Genomic DNA, 20,312 nt, shown 5'->3' with positions numbered 1-20,312 from the left:
TCCGCCCGAACGATCACGCGTCGCTCGTTCGGGTCTGCGCGTTGCGCCGACCGGGCCCGGGCCGCGCGTCGATTGCTCCGATCGTGGCCGGTGGGGCGGGGCGACGAGGGATTGGACACTTTCGCTGGGGGAGGCCGGACCTCGGGTGCTGTACTGGTGGAGGTCATGGTCCACACCTCTTCCCGGAACGGAGATCCCCGAGTGACCCGCGACGCCGGTCAGAACTCGCCCGCCGCAGTCCTGTTCGACATGGACGGCACGCTCGTCGACTCCGAGAAGCTGTGGACCATCGCGCTGGACGACTACGCACGGCATCTCGGCGGCGCGCTCACCGACGCGACCCGGGAGGCGATGGTCGGCTCCAACATGACCCGCAGCATGCGAATGCTGCTGGCCGATGTCGGGATCGCGGGCGTGCCGGAAGAAGTCGGCACTGCGGAGGTCGACGCGGCGGCGAAGTGGGTCGCGGCCCGCATGGAGGAGCTGTTCGAGCTGGGCCTGCCGTGGCGGCCGGGCGCGCAGGAGGCGCTGCGCGAGGCCCGCGAGCTGGGCATCCCCACCGCGCTGGTGACCTCCACGATCCGCTCCCTGACGGAGCTGGCGCTGGAGACCCTCGGCCGGGACTCGTTCGACGTGACGGTCTGCGGCGACGAGGTGGACGGCAAGAACAAGCCCGAGCCGGAGCCGTACCTGAAGGCCGCGCGGCTGCTCGGCGTCGACCCGGCGCGGTGCGTCGCGATCGAGGACTCCCCGACCGGGGTGGCCGCGGCCGAGGCCGCCGGCTGCCTGGTGATCGCCATCCCCTGCGAGGTGCCGCTGCAGCCCGGCCCGCACCGGGTCCTGCGCGACTCGCTGGCGGACGTGGACTTCGCCGCCCTCGGTGAGCTGTTCGCCCGGGCGGCGTGATGATCGACGTGCCGATCGTCCTGGCCGGGTACGGGCCGGTGGGGCGGGAGTACGTCGAGCTGGTCCGGCGGCACCGCGCGCGCTGGCGCGACACCTACGGCGCCGACCTGCACGTCGTCGCCGTCCGCGGCAGGCAATCGCAGGTCCGGGTCGATGGCGCCGTGCCGTCCCGCGGGCAGTGGGATCCCGCCGGTGAGATCGCCGACCTGCTCGCCGGCGCCCGGGTGCTGGCGCAGGCCGTGCCTTCGGACGGCAGCGACCAGCCCGCGCTGGACGCCCTGCAGGCGTTGCAGCACGGCGCGCACGTCGTGACCGCGACGAAGTCGCACCTGCTCACGCATTGGCGGAAGCTCGACGAGGCCGCGCGCCTGGCCGGGCGGTCGGTGCGGATCTCCGGGGCGACCGGCGCCGCGATGCCTGCCGGTGACCTGGCCCGCTCGGTGCTGCGCGGCTTCGACGTCCGCGCCGTGCAGGGCTGCCCGAACGGCACCGCGACCTTCGTCCTCGACCGGATCGCCGCAGGTCACGGCCTGGCCGGCGCGGTCGTCGAGGCCCAGCGGCGCGGCATCGCCGAGGCCGACCCCACCGCCGACCTCTCCGGCAAGGACGCCGCGACCAAGCTCCGGCTGATCACCGGCCTGCTGTGGGGCTGGGACCCGGCGGACGTCGCGGTCGCGGCGGAGCCGATCCGCGAACCGCTGCCGCCGGTGCCGGAAGGCCACCGGCTCCGGCAGGTCGCCGGCGCGCAGCGCGAGGAGCCTGGGCTGGTGCGCGTCGAGCTGCGCGCCGAACCCGCGGGGAGCACCTTCGGCGCACTGCTGGGGCCGGAGAAGGCGATCAGCTACGACTGCGGCGAAGCCGGGACGGTCGCCGTCTCCGGTGGCCGGTCGAGCCCGCGGGGCGCCGCGCTGGCCATGGTCAAGGACACGCTCGGGGCGGTGCTGGAGGCGACCACCGGGTTCCACTGAGGTGTCCGGCGGGTGACGCGCCGTGATGAAACCCGCAAACGAGCGGGTCCGCCTTCTGGTTCGGCGGCCCGGGATGCAAGGATCGTGGACTGTGAAGACCTTCGACGAGTTGTTCGCCGAACTGCAGGAACGAGCCCGGACCCGTCCGGAGGGCTCGGCGACGGTGGCCGCGCTCGACGCCGGGACGCATGCCCAGGGCAAGAAGGTCCTCGAAGAGGCCGGCGAGGTGTGGATCGCCGCCGAGCACGAATCGGACGAACAGCTCGCCGAGGAGATCTCGCAGCTGCTGTACCGGCTGCAGGTCATCATGCTGGGGCGCGGACTGTCCCTTGAGGACGTCTACCGCTACCTGTGAACCCATCCCAGGAATGAACCGAGGAGAATTGGTCCCATGCTGCGTGTGGCTGTGCCCAACAAGGGCACCCTCGCCGGTCCCGCATCCGAGATGCTCGCGGAAGCCGGGTACCGGCAGCGCCATGAGCAGCGGGACCTCACCGTCCTGGACACCACCAACGACGTCGAGTTCTTCTTCCTGCGCCCCAAGGACATCGCGATCTACGTCGGCTCCGGCGAGCTCGACCTCGGGCTCACCGGCCGCGACCTGGCCCGCGATTCCGGCGCCCCGGTCGAGGAGCGGCTCGCGCTCGGCTTCGGCGGCTCCACGTTCCGCTACGCCGCCCCGGCGGGCCAGCACGACTGGGCCGTCGCGGACCTGCAGGACAAGCGGATCGCCACGTCCTACCCGAGGCTGGTCACCGACGACCTCGCGCAGCACGGCGTGACGGCCGACGTCATCCGGCTCGACGGCGCGGTGGAGATCTCCATCCAGCTCGGCGTCGCCGACGCCATCGCCGACGTGGTCGGCTCCGGCCGCACGCTGCGCCAGCACGGCCTGGTCGCCTTCGGCGAGCCGATCTGCAACTCCGAGGCGGTGGTGATCGAGCGCCGCGGTTCGGACGACGAGCAGGCCAAGAACCAGCTCATCGCCCGCCTGCAGGGCGTGGTGTTCGCCCAGCAGTACGTGATGCTGGACTACAACTGCCCGCGCGATCTGCTCGACGACGCCACCAAGGTGACGCCGGGCCTGGAGTCGCCGACCATGTCGCCGCTGGCCGACGACCGCTGGGTGGCGGTGCGCGCGATGGTCTCTCGCAAGGACGCCCCGGCGATCATGGACCGCCTCGCCGCGGTCGGCGCCAAGGCCATCCTGTCCTCCGACATCAGGGCCTGCCGCCTCTGAAGCCTGGTCCGAACGCCACGCCCACCCGGTCCGCGCCGGGTGGGCGTGGCGTTTTCGGCTGGTGCTCCGGTGAACGCCGCGTCCCTCGTCCCGTATGTCCGATTGCTCCACCGGATTGTGATCCGAGTGCCCCGAGTCGGCCGTGCCGATTGCGGATAATGGAATCCGAGACGATCTTGAACGAGCCGGTGGGGGTGAGGAAATGGCCGTCGTGGTACCGGGAACTACCCCGCCGCGGTGGGAGCTCTACGAAGGGATGCCCTGCTGGATAGAGCTGATCACCACGGATCTCGAGCGGGCTCAGGAGTTCTACTCCGGGCTGTTCGACTGGACGTACGAAACCCATCGCGATCCGGTCTCCGGCGAACACGTGATCGCCATGCGCGAGGGTTTCCCGGTGGCGAGCCTGCGGGCCGCCTCCGGTGACCAGTCGAGCTGGCGGCTCTACCTGGCCACCGCGGACTGCGAGGCCTTCGCGGAGCGGGCCGTGGCGCTGGGCGCGACGGTGACCGTGCCGCGCAACGAGGTGCCCGGGCTGGGCGCCAAGACGGTGCTGGTCGGGCCGGCCGGGGCCGAGTTCGGGCTGCTGGAACCCGAGGAGTCCTGGCAGTTCGACGTCGGGCTGCCGGGCACCCTGATGTGGGCCGAGCTGGTCACCATCAAGGCGCAGACCGCGGACACCTTCTTCCAGGAGCTCTTCGGCTACAGCGCCGAGCAGTTCGGCACCGAGCACCGCTCGGACTACTCCGTCTGGTACCTCGGGGACGAGTCGGTGTGCGCCCGGGTCAGCATGATCCGCGACTTCATCACGGAGTCGACCAAGCCGCACTGGCTGCTCTACCTCGGCGTCGACGCGGAGGTCGGCACCGACGAGCTGGTCCGCCGCGCGATCGGCCTCGGCGGCCGCGTGCGGGTTGATCCGTACGACTCCAGCATCGGCCGGGTCGCGGTCCTCCGGGATCCCAGCGGCGCCCGCTTCGCGGTCATCGACCCGACCCAGGCCGGCGACTTCGGCACCGCCGCCAACTACGACCCCTACGAGGACTGACCGCCCGAGGGCCCGGTCCGAGGGCCCGGCCGCCGTCCGGGGTGCCGCAATTTCAATGGAAATCGGACCTTCGATTTCCATTGAAATTGCGTGAGTTGTCCACAACCTCTGGCGTGTCGGGTCCCAACACGCCGGGGGATCCCAGTTTCAATTGAAACTGGGATCCCCCGGGCGACGGGTCAGTCGGTGCGGTCGAGGACGGATTCTGGGCCCGGGTCGGGTTCCGGCCAGCCCGGGTAGGGCGGCGGGGTGCCGCCGAAGGCCGGGCACAGCGGCTTGTGGTCGCAGTAGTCGCACAGGCGGCTGGGGTTCGGCCGGAAGTCACCCGTCTTGCCCGCCCGCAGGATCGCCTGCCAGATCGCCTCCAGGGTGCGCTCGAAGCGGCGCAGCTCCGTCTCGTCCGGCGTGTAGGCCAGGCGCTGCTTGCTGGCCAGGTACATCAGCAGCAGCTGGCGGGGGATCTCGCCGCGGGTGCGCCACAGCACCAGGGCGTAGAACTTCATCTGGAACATCGCCTTGGCCTCGCCGATCTCCCGCGGCGCGGCACCGGTCTTGTAGTCGACCAGCCGGATCTCGCCGGTCGGGGCCACGTCGACGCGGTCGATGAACCCGCGCAGCAGCACCCCGGAGTCGAGCTCGGTCTCCACCCGCAGCTCGCAGGCCTCCGGCTCCAGCCGGCGCGGGTCCTCCAGCTCGAAGTAGGCGTCCAGCAGCGCGTTCGCTGACTCCAGCCAGCCCGCCAGTTCGGGATCGTCGGGACCGTCGAACAGCTCGCCGAGCTCGGGTTGCTGCGCGAGCAGCCCGTCCCAGGCCGGCTGCAGCAGCGCCCGCGCCTGCGCCTGGTCGCGCTCGGCCGTCGGCAGTTCGAACAGGCGCTCCAGCACTGAATGCACCACGGTGCCGCGCACCTGCGCCTTGCTGGGCGTTTCCGGCAGCCGGTCCACGGCGCGGAACCGGTAGAGCAGCGGGCACTGCTTGAAATCGCTCGCGCGGGACGGGGACAGCGCCGGCCGCCTGGGCCTGCCGTCCTGGAGTGTCCCGCCTGTCGCCTGCGCAGGTTCCGCCATGGCCCGAGACCCTAATCGAGCCGACCGACACGCGATCACCCCCTGCACGGATCACGACTGCCTCACGGACGGGGCACTACCCTGCGTGCATGCCGTCGACCGCGTCCCCGCCCACCCGGCCCAAGTTGAACGACGGCGGCCTGCTGCTGTGCCGCATCGCCGGGGTGCCGGTGCTGCTGTCGCCGTCGTGGTGGCTCGGGGCGGCGCTGATCGTGCTGCTCTACACGCCGCTGGTGGGCCGGATACTGCCGGGCGCGGGGATCTGGGAGAGCGCGCTGCTGGCGGCGGTGTTCACCGTGCTGCTGGCGGTTTCGGTGCTGCTGCACGAGCTCGGGCACTGCATCGTCGCGCTGCGCCTGGGGCTGCCGGTGCGGCGCGTTCGCCTGTTCCTGCTCGGCGGCCTGTCGGAGATCTCCCGGACGCCGCCGAAACCCACCCAGGAGGGCCTGATCGCGGCGGCCGGGCCCGCGGTGTCGATGGCGCTGGCGCTGGCGACCGGCATCGGCTGGTTCGCGCTGGTGCCCGGCGGCGCGATCTGGCTGCTGGTCGCGCAGACCTGCGTGGCGAACCTCGCGGTGGCGGTGTTCAACCTGCTGCCGGGCCTGCCGCTGGACGGCGGCCGGATGCTGCGGGCGCTGACCTGGCGGCTCACCGGCAAGCGCGCCACGGGCACCACGGCGGGCGTGATCGGCGCGGGAGTGGTGGCGGCGGTCCTGATCGGCTGGGCGCTGGTCGGCCTGCTCAACAACGCCCAGGACCAGTGGCTGCGGCTGGGCGTGTGCGTGCTGATGGCGTGGTTCGTGGTGGCCGGTGCGAGCGCGGAGCACGCGGCCGAGCAGCGCAAGCGCTGGCCCGCGGGCCTGGCGCTGGGGGACCTGGTGCGCCCGGTCCTGCAGCTCCCGGCGGAGAGCCCGGTGGGCGATGCGCTGCTGGCGGCGGCGGGGCGGGGAGTGGTGCTGGTGCGGGCCGACGGCATCGCGGTCGGCCTGCTCGACCAGACCGCGGCGGAGCGCCTGGCCACCCACGCGCCGAACGAACCGGCCGAGCGCGCGGCCGAACCGGTCGACCCGGACACGATCCTGCTCGACAGCGAGACCCCGGACGCGATCCTGGAGCGGGTGCAGTCGGTGCTGGCCTGGCAGTTCCTCGTGGTCGACAGCGAGGGCAGGCCCAGCGGCGTGCTGCGCCGCGAGGACCTCCGCAACGCGCTGCGCTCCCGTCGCGAGTGAGCCGCCCGTGAGCGTTTTGGGGTGTCATAGCGCCCCAAAACGCTCACGGGACCTGCGCAGCGGCAATGGGGTGGCGGACGCCGACCCGAGCCTTCTCCGGGCGCTCTGCGACGATGGTGCGCTGTACCAGCGTGGAGAAGGTAGGCAGCAGTTGAGCAGCACCGTCAGCGGTGAGTTCCAGCCCGGCGACCGGGTCCAGTTGACCGACCCGAAGGGCCGGAAGTACACGGTCGTCCTGGAGCAGGGAGGGGAGTACCACACGCACCGCGGTGCCCTCGCGCACGACGACCTGATCGGCAAGCCGGAGGGCTCGGTGGTGACCTCGGCGGGCGGCACGTCGTTCCTGGCGCTGCGGCCGCTGCTGGCCGACTACGTGCTGTCGATGCCGCGCGGCGCCCAGGTCATCTACCCGAAGGACGCGGCGCAGATCCTCATGTGGGGCGACATCCGCCCGGGCGCGCGGGTGCTGGAGGCCGGTGCCGGATCGGGCGCGCTGAGCTGCTCCCTGCTGCGCGCGGTCGGTCCCGAGGGCAGCGTGACGTCGTTCGAGGTGCGCGAGGACCACGCGGAGCACGCGGAGCGCAACGTGCGGCGCTTCTTCGGCGACAAGCCGGACAACTGGACGCTGCAGCTGGGCGACGTCCAGGAGTACGACGGCGATCCGGTCGACCGGGTGGTGCTCGACATGCTCGCGCCCTGGGACGTCCTGGACAAGGTCCACGAGAAGCTGCTGCCCGGCGGCGTCCTGGTCGTCTACGTGGCCACGACGACCCAGCTGTCCCGGATCACGGAGGCGATCCGCGAGCAGCAGAACTGGACGGAACCCCAATCCTGGGAAACGCTGCTGCGCCCGTGGCACGTGGTGGGCATGGCGGTCCGCCCGGACCATCGGATGGTGGCGCACACGGCGTTCCTCCTGACGACCCGCCGCCTGGCGGACGGCGTGACCCCGCCCCGGGTCCAGCGCCGCCCCAGCAAGGGCTGAACGCGAAAGGCCCGCCCCGGACCGGGGCGGGCCTTCTCACGTGATCGGGGTTCGATCAGCAGAACTTCCAGGAACCGTCTTCGACGATCATCTTCATGTCCTCGTCGATCTGCTGGTCGGGCATCAGGTCGGCCACGTTCTGGCCCATGATCTCGACGTCGGCGGTGATGCTGATGTTGCCGGAGACCTTGGCCGTGGCGGTGTTGTCGCCGTTGTCCTTGACCTCGCCCAGCTTCATCTCGATCTTCATGCCGTCGATCAGCTTCTGGATGTCGGCGTCGGTGACGCCGAACTCCTTGAGGTCCTGGAACTCGGAGCTCTTGCCCTCGAAGGTGTCCAGCATCTCCTGGAACTTCTCCTGCTCCTTCTTGCAGGAGAGCGGCTGCAGGCTGGCGAAGTCCTTCTGGTTGATCGCGTCGATGCCCTGCTGGGCGACCTTGCGGGGGTCGCCGGGGCCGCCGGTGAAGACGATCACCAGGGTGATCACCAGGCCGATCACGAGGAGGCCGCCGACGCCGCCCAGGATCCACGGCAGCGGGGACTTCTTCTTCGGCGCGTCGAAGCCGGGCTGGCCGAAGCCGCCGCCCTGCGGCGGGTACGGGGGCTGCTGGCCGAAGCCCTGCTGCGGCTGCGGGCCGCTCTGCGGGTACGCGCCGCCCTGCTGGGGCTGGCCGCCGCTGGGCGGGTAGGCGCCGCCCGGCTGGCCGCCGAAGCCTTGCTGCGGCTGGCCACCGCTGGGCGGGTACTGGCCGCCGGGCTGCTGCCCCCAGCCGCCCTGCCCGGGCGGCTGCTGCGGTGGGTACGTCATGGGTCCTCCCCCTTGCTCACATGCACTTGATGCGGGCTCACTGGTCGAGCTGGCAGACCTTCCAGGTGCCGTCCTCCACGATCAGGCCCATCGTCTGGTCCACCGGTGTGGACGATCCGTCGGCCTCGTAGGTTCCGGTCAACTTTGCGGTGGCCTGGTCGCCACGCTCGGTCACCTCGCCGAGCTTGACGTTGAACTTCCACTGGCGGAGCTGGCTCATCGCCTTGCTCAGCTCGGTCTTGTTGGAGTCGCAGAACAGGCTGCTCACGCCGTTGAAGTCGCCGGCGTTGACCTTCTGGACGACCTCCTGCGCGACCGGCCGGGCCTCGCCGGGCCCGCTGTTCAGCCAGAAGAACACCCCGACGCCGGCCCCTGCCAGGACGACCAGCGCCCCGACCAGGCCGAGGATCAGCGGCAGCTTCGACTTCTTCCGCTGCGGCGGCTCGACGTCGGCGAAGCCGTTGGGCTCCTGGATCCAGGAGCCGGGGCCGAACTCGCTGCCCCACTGGGGGGCCATGGGCGCCTGCTGCTGCTGGTCCGGGCCCTGCTGGCCCCAGCCGGTGTGCTGGTTGCCGTACCAGGCGGGCTGCTGCTGCGGGGTTTCCGGCGGACCCTGCTGAGGGAACCCGTGGCCCGCGGGTTGCTGGCCCCACCCGCCCTGTCCAGGCTGCTGCGGCGGATAGGTCATGGCTCCTCCCCGGAGTGGTGCGTTGCTGCTTTCGGCGGCCGTAAGTAGATCAGAGCCCGCGACGCGTGGTGCACGGAGTGGACTTTTCGGCACCCAATCGTCATGGGGAATTCGTCGGGCTGGAGTGGCGCTCAGGGGCAGTTGTTCCAAATGATGGGAGAAGTGCCGGATGCGCTCGCAGCCGGGTGGCCGCAACGCCACCCGGTTGCCGGATCGGTTAACCCGGATGCCCGCGGACCGCTCCCGATCCGCGTGGCGCAACGGAAAACCGGTGCTCGTGGGGCCGCGTCGTCCGATCGGGAACGTATCGAACGGACCATGATCGTCAACGCAACGTGTCCGCCCCGCCCGGCCGAAACGCGACCCGCTGGCGCCAACCTGGCCCGCCTCATGGGTATTCGCGGATTTTTGTGGCACGCTGGGCGATCCGGCGGGCATCAACGACGCCGCCGTCGTCGGTGATCGCCGGTACCGTGGTGGTACGAGCACGGGAGGAGGGTGCCGACATGCAGCACGACCGTCCCGGCAGCCGGCCTGAGGAGGGCGGCGAGCAGTACAGCGGTGGCTCCGCAGAACTCCGCAGCCAGATTCGTCTCCTGGAAGACGAGGTTGCACTGCTGCGCCGCAGGCTCAACGAGTCTCCCCAACAGGCCCGGTTGCTGGAAAAGCGGCTGGCCGAGGCATCCGAGAGAGTGAGCCAGCTCACCGAACGGAACGCCAAACTCACCGAGACCCTGAAGGAAGCGCGGGGCCAGCTGATGGCGCTGCGCGAAGAAGTCGACCGCCTCGCGCAGCCCCCCAGCGGTTACGGGGTCTTCCTGCACGGCTACGAGGACAGCACGGTCGACGTGTTCACGTCTGGTCGCAAGATGCGGGTGGCGGTGTCACCCAACGTCGAGACGGAGGAACTGAGACTGGGCCAGTCGGTGCGCCTCAACGAGGCCCTGACTGTGGTGGAGGCTGGTGCGTTCGAGCGAACCGGTGAGGTCTGCACCTTCCGGGAGCTCCTGTCCAGCGGTGCCGGGGAGAGCCCCCGGGCGCTGGTGCTGGGCCACACCGACGAGGAACGCGTCGTGTGGGTCACCGAACCGCTGGCCGCGTCCGGGCTGAAGGCCGGCGACTCGGTGCTGATCGACAGCAAGGCGGGCTACGCCTACGACGTGGTGCCGAAGGCCGAGGTCGAAGACCTCGTGCTGGAGGAGGTGCCCGACGTCGGGTACCAGGACATCGGTGGGCTGGCCGGCCAGATCGAGCAGATCCGGGACGCGGTGGAGCTGCCGTTCCTGCACTCCGACCTCTACATCGAGTACCAGCTGCGGCCGCCGAAGGGCGTGTTGCTGTACGGCCCGCCGGGCTGCGGCAAGACGCTGATCGCCAAGGCCGTCGCCAACTCGCTGGCGAAGCAGGTCGCCGCCGCGCGCGGCGACGACGACGGCCACGCCAAGTCCTTCTTCCTGAACATCAAGGGCCCCGAACTCCTCAACAAGTTCGTCGGCGAAACCGAGCGGCACATCCGGCTGATCTTCCAGCGGGCGCGGGAGAAGGCCTCCGAGGGCACCCCGGTGATCGTGTTCTTCGACGAGATGGACTCGATCTTCCGGACCCGCGGCAGCGGCGTCTCCTCCGACGTGGAGACGACCATCGTGCCGCAGCTGCTCAGCGAGATCGACGGTGTCGAAGGGCTGGAGAACGTCATCGTCATCGGCGCCTCCAACCGCGAGGACATGATCGACCCGGCGATCCTGCGGCCGGGGCGGCTGGACGTGAAGATCAAGATCGAGCGTCCGGACGCGGAGTCGGCGAAGGACATCTTCTCCAAGTACCTGACCAAGGAACTGCCGATCCACGAGGAAGACCTCAAGGAGTTCGGCGGCGACAAGGGCGCGTGCGTGGAGGCGATGATCCAGACCACGGTCGAGCGGATGTACGCCGAGACCGAGGAGAACCGGTTCCTGGAGGTCACCTACGCCAACGGCGACAAGGAAGTCCTGTACTTCAAGGACTTCAACTCGGGCGCGATGATCCAGAACATCGTGGACCGGGCGAAGAAGGCGGCCATCAAGTCGGTGCTGGAGACCCGCCAGCCGGGCCTGCGCGTGCAGCACCTGCAGGACGCCATCGTCGACGAGTTCGCCGAGAACGAGGACCTGCCCAACACCACCAACCCGGACGACTGGGCCCGCATCTCCGGCAAGAAGGGCGAGCGGATCGTCTACATCCGCACCCTGGTCAGCGGGAAGAGCCAGGAATCCGGCCGAGCGATCGACACGGCCACGAACACGGGCCAGTACCTGTAAGGCCGAGCTCGGGGCCGCCATCCCCGCGGGGGTGGCGGCCCCGAGCTGTGCCGCAGGCCGACAGAGGTTAGGTTCCAGGCATGCTCCCAGCGCAACGATCGGTGCAGCGCCTAGGACTCGGCCTCGCCGCGCTCGGCAGGCCCGCGTACATCAACGTCGGTCGCACCGCCGTGCTGCCCGTGCAGCGCACCGCGCAGGCGATGCGGGAACGCACCCGGACCGTGCTGGACGCCGCGTACGCCAACGGGATCCGCTGGGTGGACACGGCCCGCTCCTACGGCAGCGCCGAGCAGTTCCTCGCGGACTGGCTGCGGGAACGCGGCCACCAGGACGTCGCGGTGTCCAGCAAGTGGGGATACGCCTACGTCGCGCAGTGGCGCATCGAGACCGAGGTGCACGAGGTCAAGGAGCACTCGGTGGAACGCCTGCGCACCCAGTGGGCCGAGACCCGGACGCTGCTCGGCGACCGCATCGACCTCTACCAGGTGCATTCGCTGACCACCAGCAGCCCGCTGTTCGACGACCTGGCGCTGCAGCACGAGCTGGCGCGGATCCGGGACGCCGGGGTGCAGCTGGGCTTCTCCACCAGCGGCGCGGCGCAGGGCGAGACCATCGAGCGCGCCTGGGAGATCGAGGTGGGCGGGCGGCAGCTGTTCAGCGCCGTGCAGTCCACTTGGAACACCCTGGAGCCGTCCGCGAGCCGCTTCCTGGCCGAGGCGCACACCGGCGGCTGGCGAGTGCTGGTGAAGGAAACCCTGGCGAACGGGCGGCTCGCGGTGGATCCACCCGCGGAGCTCACCAGGGTCGCCGACCGGCACGGGGTGGGCACCGATGCCATCGCGCTCGCGCACGTCCTGCGCCAGCCCTGGGCCGACGTGGTGCTCGTCGGCGCTGCGAGCGTCGAGCAGCTGGAGTCGAACCTGACGGCCTGCCGGGTGGAGCTCACCGACCAGGACCTCGACGCGCTGAGCCGGCTGGCCCGCGACGCCGCGACCTACTGGGGCGAACGCGCCGAACTCCCCTGGCACTGAGCCCCGTCCGCAATTTCCATTGAAATCGAAGGTTCGATTTCAATGGAAACTGCGGACCTCCGGTCACGGCCGGGTGAACCACTCCTCGGCGAACTGGCGGCCGTCGGGCACGAACGGCCACTCGGGGTCGTTCAGGCGCTCGCGGAGCTCGCCCAGGGGCATCCACCAGCCCTCGGCGACCTCTTCCGGCTGGTGGACGATCGGGCCGTCCCACAGCGCCTCGTAGAGGAACGCGTGGAACCGCACGCTGCCCAGTTCGTGCACGGTCTGGAACAGGGGCCGGATCGGCGCCTCGTGCACGCCGAGTTCCTCGGCCAGTTCGCGCTTGGCGGTGACTTCCGGGGCCTCCCCGGCGGCGACCACACCGCCGGCCCAGCAGTCGTGCATGCCGGGGTAGATGTCCTTGGTGTCGGTGCGGCGGTGCACGTAGACCTCGCCGCGGTCCGGCGACAGCACGAGCACCTCGCCGACCGCGTGCCAGAGGCCCTCCGCGCGCATCCGCCGCCGCGTCGCGCTGCCCACGACACGCCCGGCCGCGTCGTACACCGCCACCGATTCCTCGCCCGCGCTCATGGCCCAATCGTCGCACCCTCCCTTCGAGGCACACGCGTTGCGCCGAATCGGGTCGACTCGGATCCCTGTGGCGCGCAGCACTCCGCTTGGTCGGTGAGACCCCGTACGCTGCGAGGTATGCGGCGGATCATGGGAACCGAGGTGGAGTACGGCATCGTCGTGCCGGGCGATTCCGGCGCCAACCCGGTGCTGACCTCCACGCACATCGTGCTGGCCTACGCGGCGGCGGCCGACATCCCGCGGGCGCGGCGCGCGCGCTGGGACTACGAGGTCGAGTCGCCGTTGCGCGACGCCCGCGGTTTCGACCTCAGCACAGCGGCGCAGCAGACCAACGGATCGGACGGCGACGACCTCGGCGCGGCCAACGTCATCCTGACCAACGGCGCGCGGCTGTACGTCGACCACGCGCACCCCGAGTACTCGGCGCCCGAGGTGACCAACCCGCGCGACGCGGTCATCTGGGACAAGGCCGGTGAGCGCGTCATGGAGGAGGCGGCGATCCGGGCCGCCAGCGTGCCCGGCAGCGCGCCGATCCAGCTGTACAAGAACAACGTCGACGGCAAGGGCGCCAGCTACGGCACCCACGAGAACTACCTGATGTCCCGCAGCACACCGTTCACCTCGGTGATCGGCGGCCTGACCCCGTTCTTCGCGTCCCGCCAGGTGATCTGCGGTTCGGGGCGCGTCGGCATCGGCCAGGCGGGGGAGAAGGCCGGCTTCCAGCTCTCCCAGCGCTCCGACTACATCGAGGTCGAGGTCGGCCTCGAAACGACGCTCAAGCGCGGCATCATCAACACCCGCGACGAGCCGCACGCCGACGCCGACAAGTACCGGCGGCTGCACGTCATCATCGGCGACGCCAACCTCGCGGAGACCTCCACCTACCTCAAGCTCGGCGCCACCGCCCTGGTGCTGGACATGATCGAGTCCGGGCAGCGCTTCGACGACCTGAAGCTGGCCGACCCGGTGCAGGCGGTGCACCTGATCAGCCACGACCCGACCCTCAAGCAGACCGTCGAGCTCACCGACGGGCGCCGGTTCACCGGCCTGGACCTGCAGCGCGCCTACCACGAGCGCGCCGCCCGGCACCTCGACGAGCACGGCGCCGAGCGCCCCGCCCGCGACGTGCTGGACACCTGGGGCGAGGTGCTGGACCTGCTCGGCGGCGACCCGATGGACTGCGCCGACCGGCTGGACTGGCCCGCCAAGCTCCGGCTCATGGAGAGCTACCGGGCGCGCGACGGCCTGGGCTGGGCGTCGCCGCGGCTGCACATGGTCGACCTGCAGTACTCCGACGTCCGCCTGGACAAGGGCCTGTACAACCGGCTGGTCGCGCGCGGCTCGATGAAGCGCCTGGTCAGCGAGGAGGAGGTGCGGGATGCGGTGGCCACGCCGCCGGAGGACACCCGCGCCTACTTCCGCGGTCGGTGCCTGGAGCGCTACCCGTCGGAGGTGGCCGCGGCGTCCTGGGATTCGGTCATCTTCGACCTGGGCCGGGAATCCCTGGTGCGCATCCCGACGTTGGAACCGCTGCGCGGCACCAAGGCCCACGTGGGCGCCCTCTTGGAGGCGGCGGCCAGCGCCGAAGAACTGGTCGACTCGCTGACGAAGGGCTGACAGAGAGGGTGCGGGGTTGTTTTGCGTAGGCGGTCACCCAGCGGAACCTCAGACGCCGTCTCGACTGCGGGATCCCCGACTTGTGTATGACCAATACGCGGCATCGGGGCAGGTCCTCGCAGAGAGCCCCTTACGGGGTGGGCACAGTCTGAGAACCCGCGGGTGGTCCATTTGCGTGCGTGGCGAAAAGCGGCTGGCGCCGCTTGCCTGACGGCTCAGCACGGGTTCGCGTTGGTGTCCCGAACGCGAACCGGCCGGTGAACACGTTTCGTGCACGTCAGCCCGGTGTGGATGATCGAAATGACGCCCGGCTGGACGTGGGCGAACGGGTGTCGGATGGGTAGTGTTCACAGCAGGGTGTCCCCACTGCCGGGAGAACATCCGCAAGGCGAGCACCGGGAGGCAAGATGTCCCAGGAAAAGGTTCAGCGGCACGGCGGCGGCGAAGGCGACGAAGAGCAGGGTCCGGAGGCCGCCGGTCAGGAACGTCGCGAAAAGCTCGGCGAGGACGTCGACGCCATCCTGGACGAGATCGACGACGTCCTGGAGGAGAACGCCGAGGACTTCGTCCGCGCCTACGTGCAGAAGGGCGGCCAGTAGCCCGCGGGCCCGGTCGTGACGTCGACGCCGGGCCGGGAAACTCCGGCCCGGCGTTGTCGGCTGCGCGCCGGATCATGACTAAAGTGCTGTTGAAGTCGAAAGCCCTTCGATCGGGAGACGATGTCGCTGATGGATCCGAGCTCGGGCCAGGCCCTGCCCGCCGCCTACCTCACGCCGGGGTCTTACTCGTTCACCGACTTCCTCCGCGCGACCGCGCCCGAACTGCTGCCCGGCGGCCGCAAGGTGCCGGAAGGCACCGTGCAGGCCCCGCACGGCACCACGATCGTCGCGGTGACCTTTCGCGGCGGCGTCCTGCTGGCCGGTGACCGCCGAGCCACCATGGGCAACCTGATCGCCCAGCGGGACATGGAGAAGCTGTTCGTCACCGACGCCTACTCGGCCGTCGGCATCGCGGGGACCGCCGGGGTCGCGCAGGAGCTCGTCAAGCTGTACGCGGTGGAGCTGGAGCACTACGAGAAGCTCGAAGGCGTCCCGCTCTCGTTGGACGGCAAGGCGAACCGGCTGGCCAACATGCTGCGCGGCAACCTCCAGGCCGCGATGCAGGGCCTCGCGGTGGTGCCGCTGTTCGCCGGGTACGACCTCGACGCCGACGACCCCGAGCGGGCCGGCCGGATCGTCTCCTACGACGTCGTCGGCGGCCGGTACGACGAGGTCAGCGGCTACCACGCGGTCGGTTCGGGTTCGCTGTTCGCGAAATCGGCGCTGAAGAAGCGCTACGACGCCGACGCCGACGCCGACACCGCCGTGCGCACGGCCATCGAGGCCCTCTACGACGCGGCGGACGACGACTCCGCCACCGGCGGTCCCGACGTGTCCCGGCGCATCTACCCGTCGGTCATCACCATCACCGCCGCGGACGGTGCCGTGCGGGTGCCCGAGGAGCGGACGGCCGAGGTCGCCACCGAGGTGATCAACGGCCGGTTGGAGAACCCCGGCGGCTGACGCCGCGGCCCGGTGCCGCCGGGCCCGATCACGCCTGCCCGAGCGAGCAGATTCGAACCAGGAGTGCACAGCCGTGACGATGCCGTTCTACACCTCTCCCGAGCAGTTGATGCGGGAGCGTTCCGAGCTGGCCCGCAAGGGCATCGCGCGGGGCCGCAGCGTGGTGGTGCTGAAGTACGCGGGTGGCGTGCTGTTCGTCGCCGAGAACCCGTCTCCGACGCTGCACAAGGTCTCCGAGATCTATGACCGCATCGGATTCGCGGCGGTCGGCCGCTACAGCGAGTTCGAGGCGCTGCGGGTCGCCGGCGTGCGCATCGCCGACGTCCGCGGGTATTCCTACGACCGCCGCGACGTCACCGGCCGGTCGCTGGCCAACACCTACGCCCAGCACCTCGGCTCGATCTTCACCGAGCAGATCAAGCCGTTCGAGGTGGAGATCTGCGTGGCGGAGGTCGGTTTCACCGCCGAGACGGACCAGCTGTACCGGCTGACCTACGACGGGTCCATCGTGGACGAGCCGCAGTACGTCGTGATGGGCGGCCAGGCCGAGGCGATCGCGAGCACGCTGAAGGATTCGTTCAGCGACGGTCTGGAACTGGCCGACGCGACGAAGCTCGCGGTCGAGGCGCTGTCCTCGGGCGGGGACAGCACCCGGGAGCTGGGCATGGGCCAGCTCGAGGTGGCGGTGCTCGACCGCGCCCGGCCGCACCGCACCTTCCGCCGCATCCAGGGCGCGGCGCTGACGGCGCTGCTCCCCGCGAAGGAGCCGGAGTCCGAAGCGGAATCCGCCGACGGCGATTCCGAGGACGAGACCAAGAAGGACGAGTAGTCCCCTGGGCCACGGGTGGAGGGCATCTTCCGGCGAGGAGGTGCCCTCCACCGCTGTCCTGGCTCCCCGGACGGCCGCCAGCCGCTCGTGCCTGGCCCGGATTCGCTTGGTGGCCACAAGATGCTGTGGTTCCTGGTGCCGTTGAGCACCTCTGGTGCGATGCGGGTCGGCCTGGCGGCGACCGCGCGCCGAGCTACGCCGGGCCGGCCGGTGGGCGTGATGACGCGGTGCAACCGGTCCCGCGTGAGAAACGCACTACCGGTGCCCGAACGGCGGACCGCCGAGAAGCCCTGTTTGCGCCTAGTGTGGAAGCATGCAGCGGCGGATCTTCGGCATCGAAACCGAGTTCGGGGTCACCTGCACGTTCCACGGGCAGCGGCGACTGTCCCCGGACGAGGTGGCCAGGTACCTGTTCCGGCGGGTCGTGTCGTGGGGAAGGTCGTCGAACGTCTTCCTCCGCAACGGGGCCCGGCTCTACCTCGACGTGGGCTCGCATCCGGAGTACGCCACGGCGGAATGCGACGACCTCGTCCAGCTCGTCACCCACGACAAGGCGGGCGAGCGGATCCTGGAGGACCTGCTCATCGACGCCGAACGCCGGTTGTCCGACGAGGGCATCGGCGGGGACATCTTCCTGTTCAAGAACAACACCGACTCGGCGGGCAACTCCTACGGCTGCCACGAGAACTACCTGGTCGGCCGGTCCGGGGAGTTCTCCCGGATCGCTGACGTGCTGCTGCCGTTCCTGGTGACCCGCCAGCTCATCTGCGGCGCCGGGAAGGTGCTGCAGACCCCGCGCGGCGCCGTGTACTGCCTGTCGCAGCGCGCCGAGCACATCTGGGAGGGCGTCTCCAGCGCGACGACCCGCTCGCGGCCGATCATCAACACCCGCGACGAGCCGCACGCCGACGCCGAGCGGTACCGGCGGCTGCACGTCATCGTCGGCGACTCCAACATGTCCGAGGTGACCACGCTGCTCAAGGTCGGCTCGGCGAACCTGGTGCTGGAGATGGTCGAGCAGGGCGTGCAGTTCCGGGACTTCAGCCTGGACAACCCGATCCGCGCGATCCGGGAGATCAGCCACGACCTCACCGGCCGGCGCACGGTGCGGCTGGCCGGCGGCCGGGAGGCGTCCGCGCTGGACATCCAGCGGGAGTACTACGGCCGGGCGGTCGACCACGTGGCACGGCGCGGTTCGGACCCGATGACCGAGCGGATCCTGGAGCTGTGGGGCCGGGCGCTGGACGCGATCGAGCAGCAGGACTTCTCGCTGATCGACCGGGAGATCGACTGGGCGATCAAGCACCGGCTGCTGGAGCGGTACCGCAACAAGCACGGTCTGGAGCTGTCCAGCCCGCGCATCGCGCAGCTCGACCTCGCCTACCACGACATCCGCCAGGGTCGCGGGCTGTTCGACATGCTGCAGCGCAAGGACCTGGTGGACCGGGCGACCGAGGACGGCGAGATCGAGGCGGCCAAGGACACGCCGCCGCAGAGCACGCGGGCGAAGCTGCGCGGTGACTTCATCGCCGCCGCGCAGGCCGCGGGCCGGGACTTCACGGTGGACTGGGTGCACCTGAAGCTCAACGACCAGGCGCAGCGGACCGTCCTGTGCAAGGACCCGTTCCGGGCGGTCGACGAGCGGGTGGAGCGCTTGATCAGTTCGCTGTGACCCGCGCTTCCGGACGAAGGCGCCCCGCACCGAGCAGCTCGGTGCGGGGCGCCTCTTCTGCGGCGCGGCTCAGCGGTTCGGGTCTTGGCCGACCGGGCGGATGACCACTTCGTTGACATCGACGCCAGGGGGCTGGCGCAGGGCGTAGAGGACGGCGTTGGCGATGTCCTCCGCGCGGAGCTTCGGGACGTCCTGGACGGACGCCGTCATCTCGGTCTCGACCATGCCCGGCTGGACGAGGGTGACCCGGACGCCGGTGCCCACGCATTCGGCGCGGATGTTCTGCGCCAGGCCCGTGACCGCCCACTTGGTCGCGGAGTAGAGGTTCCCGGGGCGGATGCCGCGGCCGGCGTTCGAGCCGGTCAGCAGCAGGTGGCCGCTCGTGCGGGTGAGCGCCGGTAGCGCCGCGCGGGCGGTGATGGCGGCACCGTAGACGTTCGTCAGGACCATGTCGCGCCACTGCTCGGGGTCCGCACCGCCGTTGCCCAGGAACGACGTCTCCAAGCTCAGCCCGGCGTTGCCGAACGCCGCGTCCAGGCGCCCGAAGTGGTCCTCGACGCTCCGCACGGCGGCGGAGAGCGCGGGCCAGTCGGTGATGTCGCAGGGCAGGGCGAGCACGTCGTCGCCCAGCTCGTCGACCAGCGGGGCCAGGGAGTCCGCAGAGCGGGCGAGCAGGGCGAGGCGGTAGCCGGCCGCCGCGGCGGCGCGGGCGGTGGCCGCGCCGATGCCGCGCGACGCTCCGGTGATCAGCATGACGGGGTCTGACATGCCGTCACCCTACGCTCGGTGAACAACTTTCATGTCTGCGAAGGCTTCAGTGTCGAGCGAAATCAATCCTCGGGTCGATCGGGCAAGGCGCGAGAAGAACGCCGCCACCGCGTCGCCATATCGTCGAGCACGAGTTCTCCCACGTCGCCGGTTCCACCGCACGGAGGTGCCCGATGGTCGAAGCGGACAACGAGCGGATGTTCCGCCGGTTCGTCGCCGCGATGAACCGGGGCGACCAGGAGGAGGTGCTCCGGGTCTGGTCGCCCGAAATGGTCCACCACGGCCGCTTCGGCATCCCGGGCAGCGGACCGGAAATGCCGGGCGGCGCGGTGTGCAATGCGGTAATGCCGGTCGGCACCGCCACGCCGTGGCGTTCGAAGACCTCGCAGGCCGGTGGTGCGGCGAGCGTGGCGAGGTCGAATCGGGCGATCCCGATGGCATGTGCGAGCGCGTGATCGGCGTGATCGGCTCGGCTAAACTGCGCTTCCGGCGCCCCTGCAGCCACAACGGGACGGATCCGCGACGTGACGAACAGCCCGAGGACGATCCTGCTCGACCAGTTCATCGCCCATCCGCCGAGCCGGGTGTGGCGGGTGCTGACCGACCCGCAGAAGCTGGCCCAATGGCTCATGCCGAACGACTTCCGGCTGGAGATCGGGAGGCCGTTCACCCTGCGCGGCAAGCCGATTCCGGCCACCAGGTTCAGCGGCACGGTGTACTGCAAGGTCCTCGACTACGAGGTCGAGCGGATGCTGCGGATCAGCTGGGACGACCATGGCGAGAACCAGCTCAGGTCGACCGTCACCTGGCGCCTGGAGCCGGAGGGGCGCGGTACCCGGGTGTTCCTCGAACACGACGGTTTCGACGAGCACGATTCGGTCCAGCAGCTGTCCAGGAAACTGCTCGGCGGCGGCTGGGTCGGCGTCCTCCGCAAGCTCGGCGAACTGGTCGAGAGCACCAACGTGTGATCCCGTTCGCGCGTCTTGCGGACTACGGTGGCGCGGGCCGACTCCACCTGCGCACC

At 70.4% G+C, this 20,312-nt stretch carries 21 protein-coding genes; 16 read left to right on the top strand and 5 right to left on the bottom strand.

What is annotated here, in order from left to right:
• The first annotated feature begins 201 nt into the window (after positions 1 to 201).
• The 5 genes from ACWEV3_RS11995 (at position 202) to ACWEV3_RS11975 (ending at position 4,162) form a co-directional block, all read left to right on the top strand.
• Complete coding sequence (locus ACWEV3_RS11995; protein ID WP_452613852.1) at positions 202 to 906, top strand: HAD family hydrolase; 705 nt, start codon at positions 202 to 204, stop codon at positions 904 to 906.
• Entirely contained in the window at positions 906 to 1,874 is a 969-nt protein-coding gene (locus ACWEV3_RS11990; protein ID WP_452613851.1) for a homoserine dehydrogenase, read from the top strand. The genes ACWEV3_RS11995 and ACWEV3_RS11990 overlap by 1 nt, the downstream gene beginning before the upstream one ends.
• Before the next feature lie 91 nt (positions 1,875 to 1,965).
• A complete protein-coding gene (locus ACWEV3_RS11985) occupies positions 1,966 to 2,229 on the top strand; it encodes a phosphoribosyl-ATP diphosphatase (protein WP_093260198.1) in 264 nt (87 codons plus the stop codon).
• Between the two features lie 36 nt (positions 2,230 to 2,265).
• The gene (gene hisG, locus ACWEV3_RS11980; RefSeq protein WP_132480505.1) at positions 2,266 to 3,114 is read left to right on the top strand and encodes an ATP phosphoribosyltransferase; all 849 of its coding nucleotides are present in this window, start codon (positions 2,266 to 2,268) and stop codon (positions 3,112 to 3,114) included.
• A 202-nt stretch (positions 3,115 to 3,316) separates the two neighbouring features.
• Positions 3,317 to 4,162, top strand: a complete 846-nt coding sequence (locus ACWEV3_RS11975; protein ID WP_452613850.1) for a VOC family protein — start codon at positions 3,317 to 3,319, stop codon at positions 4,160 to 4,162.
• A gap of 179 nt (positions 4,163 to 4,341) precedes the next feature.
• Here the strand turns inward: ACWEV3_RS11975 and ACWEV3_RS11970 are convergent, their stop codons facing one another.
• Positions 4,342 to 5,229 (bottom strand): RecB family exonuclease, encoded by an 888-nt coding sequence (locus ACWEV3_RS11970; protein WP_452613849.1) that lies wholly within the window; start codon positions 5,227 to 5,229, stop codon positions 4,342 to 4,344.
• Between the two features lie 89 nt (positions 5,230 to 5,318).
• On the opposite strand from ACWEV3_RS11970, the gene ACWEV3_RS11965 reads away from it, so the two are divergent.
• Positions 5,319 to 6,458: a site-2 protease family protein gene (locus ACWEV3_RS11965; protein WP_452613848.1), complete on the top strand. Its 1,140-nt coding sequence runs from the start codon at positions 5,319 to 5,321 to the stop codon at positions 6,456 to 6,458.
• 151 nt (positions 6,459 to 6,609) lie between these two features.
• A complete protein-coding gene (locus tag ACWEV3_RS11960) occupies positions 6,610 to 7,443 on the top strand; it encodes a tRNA (adenine-N1)-methyltransferase (protein ID WP_358571057.1) in 834 nt (277 codons plus the stop codon).
• Between the two features lie 55 nt (positions 7,444 to 7,498).
• On the opposite strand, the gene ACWEV3_RS11955 is transcribed toward ACWEV3_RS11960, so the two are convergent.
• Both ACWEV3_RS11955 and ACWEV3_RS11950 read right to left on the bottom strand, forming a co-directional pair.
• Complete coding sequence (locus ACWEV3_RS11955) at positions 7,499 to 8,251, bottom strand: hypothetical protein (RefSeq protein WP_452613847.1); 753 nt, start codon at positions 8,249 to 8,251, stop codon at positions 7,499 to 7,501.
• Positions 8,252 to 8,288: 37 nt separating this feature from the next.
• Entirely contained in the window at positions 8,289 to 8,939 is a 651-nt protein-coding gene (locus tag ACWEV3_RS11950) for an Rv0361 family membrane protein (protein ID WP_452613846.1), read from the bottom strand.
• 506 nt (positions 8,940 to 9,445) lie between these two features.
• Here ACWEV3_RS11950 and arc point away from each other — a divergent pair.
• The gene (gene arc / locus ACWEV3_RS11945) at positions 9,446 to 11,236 is read left to right on the top strand and encodes a proteasome ATPase (protein WP_358571066.1); all 1,791 of its coding nucleotides are present in this window, start codon (positions 9,446 to 9,448) and stop codon (positions 11,234 to 11,236) included.
• Positions 11,237 to 11,316: 80 nt separating this feature from the next.
• The gene (locus tag ACWEV3_RS11940; protein WP_452613845.1) at positions 11,317 to 12,267 is read left to right on the top strand and encodes an aldo/keto reductase; all 951 of its coding nucleotides are present in this window, start codon (positions 11,317 to 11,319) and stop codon (positions 12,265 to 12,267) included.
• 63 nt (positions 12,268 to 12,330) lie between these two features.
• Here ACWEV3_RS11940 and ACWEV3_RS11935 read toward each other — a convergent pair whose 3' ends face one another.
• A complete protein-coding gene (locus tag ACWEV3_RS11935) occupies positions 12,331 to 12,840 on the bottom strand; it encodes an NUDIX hydrolase (RefSeq protein ID WP_452613844.1) in 510 nt (169 codons plus the stop codon).
• A gap of 117 nt (positions 12,841 to 12,957) precedes the next feature.
• Between ACWEV3_RS11935 and dop the strand changes: the two genes are divergently transcribed.
• The 5 genes from dop to pafA all read left to right on the top strand — a co-directional run bounded on the left by dop (position 12,958) and on the right by pafA (position 18,520).
• Entirely contained in the window at positions 12,958 to 14,457 is a 1,500-nt protein-coding gene (gene dop, locus ACWEV3_RS11930; protein WP_452613843.1) for a depupylase/deamidase Dop, read from the top strand.
• A gap of 407 nt (positions 14,458 to 14,864) precedes the next feature.
• Positions 14,865 to 15,056: a ubiquitin-like protein Pup gene (locus ACWEV3_RS11925; RefSeq protein WP_010310552.1), complete on the top strand. Its 192-nt coding sequence runs from the start codon at positions 14,865 to 14,867 to the stop codon at positions 15,054 to 15,056.
• A 129-nt stretch (positions 15,057 to 15,185) separates the two neighbouring features.
• Positions 15,186 to 16,019: a proteasome subunit beta gene (gene prcB, locus ACWEV3_RS11920; RefSeq protein ID WP_452613842.1), complete on the top strand. Its 834-nt coding sequence runs from the start codon at positions 15,186 to 15,188 to the stop codon at positions 16,017 to 16,019.
• Positions 16,020 to 16,092: 73 nt separating this feature from the next.
• The gene (gene prcA / locus ACWEV3_RS11915) at positions 16,093 to 16,848 is read left to right on the top strand and encodes a proteasome subunit alpha (RefSeq protein WP_452613841.1); all 756 of its coding nucleotides are present in this window, start codon (positions 16,093 to 16,095) and stop codon (positions 16,846 to 16,848) included.
• 313 nt (positions 16,849 to 17,161) lie between these two features.
• Positions 17,162 to 18,520 carry a Pup--protein ligase gene (gene pafA / locus ACWEV3_RS11910; protein WP_452613840.1) on the top strand — a complete coding sequence of 453 codons (1,359 nt, stop codon included), beginning with the start codon at positions 17,162 to 17,164 and terminating at the stop codon, positions 18,518 to 18,520.
• Between the two features lie 69 nt (positions 18,521 to 18,589).
• On the opposite strand, the gene ACWEV3_RS11905 is transcribed toward pafA, so the two are convergent.
• Positions 18,590 to 19,288: an SDR family oxidoreductase gene (locus ACWEV3_RS11905; RefSeq protein WP_452613839.1), complete on the bottom strand. Its 699-nt coding sequence runs from the start codon at positions 19,286 to 19,288 to the stop codon at positions 18,590 to 18,592.
• Between the two features lie 173 nt (positions 19,289 to 19,461).
• On the opposite strand from ACWEV3_RS11905, the gene ACWEV3_RS11900 reads away from it, so the two are divergent.
• Together ACWEV3_RS11900 and ACWEV3_RS11895 are read left to right on the top strand one after the other, a co-directional pair.
• The gene (locus ACWEV3_RS11900) at positions 19,462 to 19,743 is read left to right on the top strand and encodes a nuclear transport factor 2 family protein (RefSeq protein WP_452613838.1); all 282 of its coding nucleotides are present in this window, start codon (positions 19,462 to 19,464) and stop codon (positions 19,741 to 19,743) included.
• Between the two features lie 69 nt (positions 19,744 to 19,812).
• Positions 19,813 to 20,256 carry an SRPBCC family protein gene (locus tag ACWEV3_RS11895; protein ID WP_452613837.1) on the top strand — a complete coding sequence of 148 codons (444 nt, stop codon included), beginning with the start codon at positions 19,813 to 19,815 and terminating at the stop codon, positions 20,254 to 20,256.
• Positions 20,257 to 20,312: the final 56 nt, after the last annotated feature.

Source organism: Saccharopolyspora sp. NPDC003752, assembly GCF_053605825.1.
The sequence above is the reverse complement of the archived record's forward strand: the minus strand, read 5'-3'. Positions and strand labels throughout refer to the sequence as shown.